General features: G+C 51.0%; 3 protein-coding genes. All 3 read left to right on the top strand.

What is annotated here, in order from left to right; all coding sequences use genetic code 11:
• Window positions 1-750: 750 nt before the first annotated feature.
• Window positions 751-3060: an ATP-binding protein gene (locus V6D20_00575; GenBank protein HEY9814291.1), complete on the top strand. Its 2310-nt coding sequence runs from the start codon at window positions 751-753 to the stop codon at window positions 3058-3060.
• Window positions 3014-3478 carry a response regulator gene (locus V6D20_00570; protein HEY9814290.1) on the top strand — a complete coding sequence of 155 codons (465 nt, stop codon included), beginning with the start codon at window positions 3014-3016 and terminating at the stop codon, window positions 3476-3478. Before V6D20_00575 ends, V6D20_00570 begins: the two co-directional genes overlap by 47 nt.
• Window positions 3421-4547: response regulator (locus V6D20_00565; GenBank protein HEY9814289.1), on the top strand; the 1127-nt coding region annotated here is incomplete at its 3' end. The genes V6D20_00570 and V6D20_00565, both read left to right, overlap by 58 nt.

Genomic DNA, 4547 nt, shown 5'->3' with positions numbered 1-4547 from the left:
CGCATCCCCATCGTTGTATTCACCCTCTCAGATCAGTCTGAACACATCCTCAAAAGCTATACCCTTCACAGCAATTGCTATGTGCTCAAATCCGACGACCTGCACAATCTCGCCAGCATTGTGAAGCGCATTGAGGAATTTTGGTTAGGAATTGTGACGTTGCCGGTGGGGTGACCACATCACCCATTGCGTCACTACGTTAAAAAACGTGATCATTATCCAAGGTAAGTATTGTTTCTTGATTAGCCACAGACAAATATACACAAATCTTTGTTGAATCCAGATAAATTCTGGTTTATTTAAGGATTGCCTTGGAAAAACCTGCGGGTTTGTACGATATGCTGCCAAATAGGTTCAACAAAACGGGTCTACAACGGCTATAAATCTTATCTATTGTCATGCTGTCAGAGGATGACTTGGGTGAGAAGTATAAACGGCTGATCCAGACGTTGGACACAATAGAGGATATTGCCATAGAAGTACCTATAGATGAGTCATGCCCTACTTGCCCCCATCGCCGACCTTCTAGAAGTCTCATGCTCTTGGATTTCCTAGACTTGATATCCATGGCGATCGCCAAACCCTCTCTGCTTCATACCTCATCAGCCTCAAGACCGTGATTTCCCTACTCTACATAACCTGAGTTAGGACAACGGACTGGGCTAGGGTACAGCGGAGTGGCTACCTAGACATTGATTTAGAACACTGAACTCGTTGAAATTGTCACAAGACTATCCTTGGGAGGATGCTATGGTTGCGGTCGATCTTGATGCTCAACGCCTTAATCTCACCCATCTCAAACAGCCTGAGATTCATCACCTCGTCAAAATTCAGCCCCATGGGGTGGTGCTGGTGCTGGATGAACCAGATCTGCGCATTTTACAGGTGAGTCGGAATGCCTCTAAGCTACTTGGCGTCAAGGCTGAGGATCTTCTTGGGCAGACCCTCGACGAAATTCTCGATCCCTATCAAGTCGATCGCTTTCGGGCTGGGCTATCCTACAACAACCTAGAGCTGATCAACCCCACCAAGGTATGGGCGCGGCGCAACGGGGATGACTACAGTGTGTTTGATGCCGTCTTCCATCGCACGGCAGATCACACCCTGGTTCTAGAGCTAGAGCCTGCGGTCACCCAAGACAACATTCCCTTTCTCAGTTTCTATCACCTGGCCAAGGCATCCATTCAACAACTGGAATCGACCGCCAGCCTAGCGGACTTCTGCCATATCATTGTGCGGCAGGTGCGCAGCGTCACAGGGTTTGAGCGGGTCATGCTCTACAAGTTTGATGAAGACGGTCATGGCGAAGTAGTAGCGGAAGATAAGATCAAGGACATGGAGTCCTATCTAGGATTACATTATCCAGAATCTGACATTCCTAGCACGGCGCGCAAAATGTTCCTGTCCAACTGGATTCGAGTTATTCCAGATGCCGCAGCAGAGGCCGTTGACCTTTATCCAGCGGTTAATCCCGCCACCGAACAGCCCACCGATCTCACCCTTTCCATCCTGCGTAGTGCCTATCCTTGCCATTTGGACTATCTGCACAACATGGGTGTGGGCGCATCCTTGACGATTTCTTTGATGAAGGATAACAAACTGTGGGGTTTGATTGCCTGTCACCACCGCACGCCCAAACTGGTGCCCTACGAATTGCGCAAGGCCTGCGAGTTTTTGGGCCGGGTCATCTTTGCTGAAATTTCCACTCGCGAAGAAGAAGCCGACTATAGCTACCGCGCCAAGCTGGCTCAGGTGCAGACGGCGTTGATTGATTTTATGTCGGAAGCCGACTATTTTGTAGACGGGCTAACTCGACACAATCCCAACTTGCTGGATTTGGTAGACGCTAAAGGTGCAGCCATCTGTTTCAACGGCACCTGGACAACCGTGGGGCAAACGCCGCCAGACGAGGAACTCAACTTCTTGGTGCAGTGGCTGAACAAGACGGTAGATGGGGAGGTGTTTGCGACCAATGCTTTGCCCCTCGCCTACTCCGATGCCGAGCGCTTTAAGAATGTGGCTAGCGGTCTGCTTGCGGTTCCGCTCTCCAAACGCAGCTATGTGCTGTGGTTCCGCCCTGAGGTCATTCAGACGGTGAACTGGGGGGGTGATCCCAACCATGCCTATGAGGTAACCGATGAAGGAGGAGAGGTGCGGCTGTGCCCTCGCAAGTCTTTTGAACTATGGAAAGAGACGGTGCGCTTCAAGTCGTTGCCTTGGAAGCCGGTGGAAATCAAGGCGGTGCTGGAATTACGGAAAGCGATCGTCAATATCATTCTGCGGCAGGCTGAAGAGCTGGCGCTGCTGGCCCAAGATCTGGAGCGTTCAAACGCAGAGCTGAAGAAGTTTGCCTATGTGGCATCCCATGATTTACAGGAACCGCTGAACCAGGTAGCAAACTTTGTGCAGCTTCTGGAAATGCGGTATGACGAACGGTTAGACGAAGACGGCAAGGAGTTTATTGGCTTTGCCGTGGAAGGGGTGAGCTTAATGCAAACCCTGATTGACGATGTATTGGTCTATTCTAAAGTTGATCTAAAGGGGGTGGAATGTGAACTCACCGACCTAGACGATCCGTTAGATCAGGCTCTGAGTAATCTACGGGGGCGGGTGGCTGAAACCGGTGCCGTGATTACCCACGACCCAATGCCGACAATTGTGGTAGACCGCACCCAACTGATGCAGCTCTTCCAAAACCTGATGGGCAATGCCATCAAGTTCCGTAAGCCCGGTGAGACACCTCAAATCCATATTGGCGTGCAGCGGCGGGAAGATGATTGGCTGTTCTCTGTGCAAGACCATGGCATTGGCATTGATCCACAGTTTGCAGAACGCATCTTTGTGATTTTCCAACGCCTCCATACCCGCGATGAATACCCCGGATCCGGCATGGGATTGGCTATCTGCAAAAAGATTGTTGAATGCCACCGAGGCAAGATCTGGGTGGAGTCAGCCCTAGATCAGGGGACGACGTTTTATTTCACGATTCCTGTAGGAGGGCGCGATCGCAACCATGCTAGTGGACGAACGACTCAAAACTATCCTTTTGGTCGAAGATAATCGCGGCGATATCCGCCTGATCCAAGAGGCCCTCAAAAGCACCACGTCGCCCTGTGACGTGGTGGTAACTCGGGATGGCATGGAAGCGATGACCTACCTACGACAGGATGGGGACTACCAAGCGGCCATCCGTCCCGACCTTATTTTGCTGGATCTGAATCTGCCGAAAAAAGATGGACGGGAAGTGTTGGCAGAAATTAAGGCTGATCCAAATCTTCAGCACATTCCCATCATTGTGCTCACCACCTCGCGCAACGAGGAAGATATCTTTAATAGCTACGATCTGCATGTCAATTGCTATATTTCCAAATCACGAAATTTGGCCCAGTTGTTCAAAATTATTCGCGGGATTGAAGAATTTTGGTTAGAAACAGCGATATTACCCCCATCCGAGGTGCCCCTACCCGAGATGGGATAAACCACGAACCACCCTCACTATCCCCCATCCATGTCTTATTAGTTGAGGATAATGCGGCAGAAGCGCGGCTACTTCAAGAAGTTCTCAAAGGCACGCGCCATCAACGATTTGCCCTTATGCATGTCAAACGGTTGCATGAAGCGATCGCCTACCTGCAGGATCAGCCGGTGCATGTGGCCTTACTCGACCTGACTCTTCCCGACAGTACCGGTCTCGATTCCCTCGATACCCTGATTCGAGAACAGCCTAGCCTGCCGATCGTGGTACTCACCAATACCAACGATGAAGACTTGGCCGTGCAGGCGGTGCGACGCGGAGCCCAGGATTATCTGATGAAGCGCCATGTCAATCAAGATCTACTGGTGCGATCGCTCTGTTATGCCATCGAACGGAAGCAGGCGGCGGAAGCCCTGCGGGAAGCTAATGAGGTGCTGGAACATCGTGTCCAAGAGCGTACGGCGGAATTAAAAACGGCGAACGCCCTCCTGCGCAAGGAAATCGATCAACGACAGCGCATTCAAGAACGCCTAGAGCTAGCCCAGGAAGCCGGCAAAATTGGTACCTTTGAGTGGAATCTCTACACAGACACCATTCTCTGGAGCTGCAACCCAGATTCTCGTTGCCCAGATATGCCGACTGCCGACGCTATTCCTTACAAAACGTGGCTGCAGCGCCTACATCCCGACGATCGCTCTCGTACCCATCAGCTATTTTGGCAATCAGCAACCCATCAAAAAGAGCTCGATACAGAATTTCGCACCCTTACCGCCACCGATGAAGTGCGATGGACAGCCATCAAGGGAAGTGTCTTCAGCGATAGTACCGATCAACCCCTGCGGATGATTGGCATTCATATGGACATTACTGAGAAAAAACAGTTAGAAGCTCAGTTCCTGCGAGCCCAGCGATTAGAGAGCCTAGGTACCTTATCTAGCGGCATTGCCCATGACCTCAACAATATTCTGACGCCCATGCTGGCCGTGGTGCAGCTACTGCCTTTAAAAATCCCGGATTTAGATCCAAGCTCTCATCGCCTACTCAATTTACTGGAAACCAGTGCTCATAGAGG

Source organism: Candidatus Obscuribacterales bacterium (assembly GCA_036703605.1).
GTDB lineage: Bacteria > Cyanobacteriota > Cyanobacteriia > RECH01 > RECH01 > RECH01.
This window is presented reverse-complemented; position numbering and strand designations above follow the sequence as displayed.

Bases quoted from the DNA above. Each gene is read 5' to 3' on its own strand.
- V6D20_00575 (HEY9814291.1), top strand. From the start codon at position 751: ATGGTTGCGGTCGATCTTGATGCTCAACGCCTTAATCTCACCCATCTC.
- V6D20_00570 (HEY9814290.1), top strand. From the start codon at position 3,014: ATGCTAGTGGACGAACGACTCAAAACTATCCTTTTGGTCGAAGATAAT.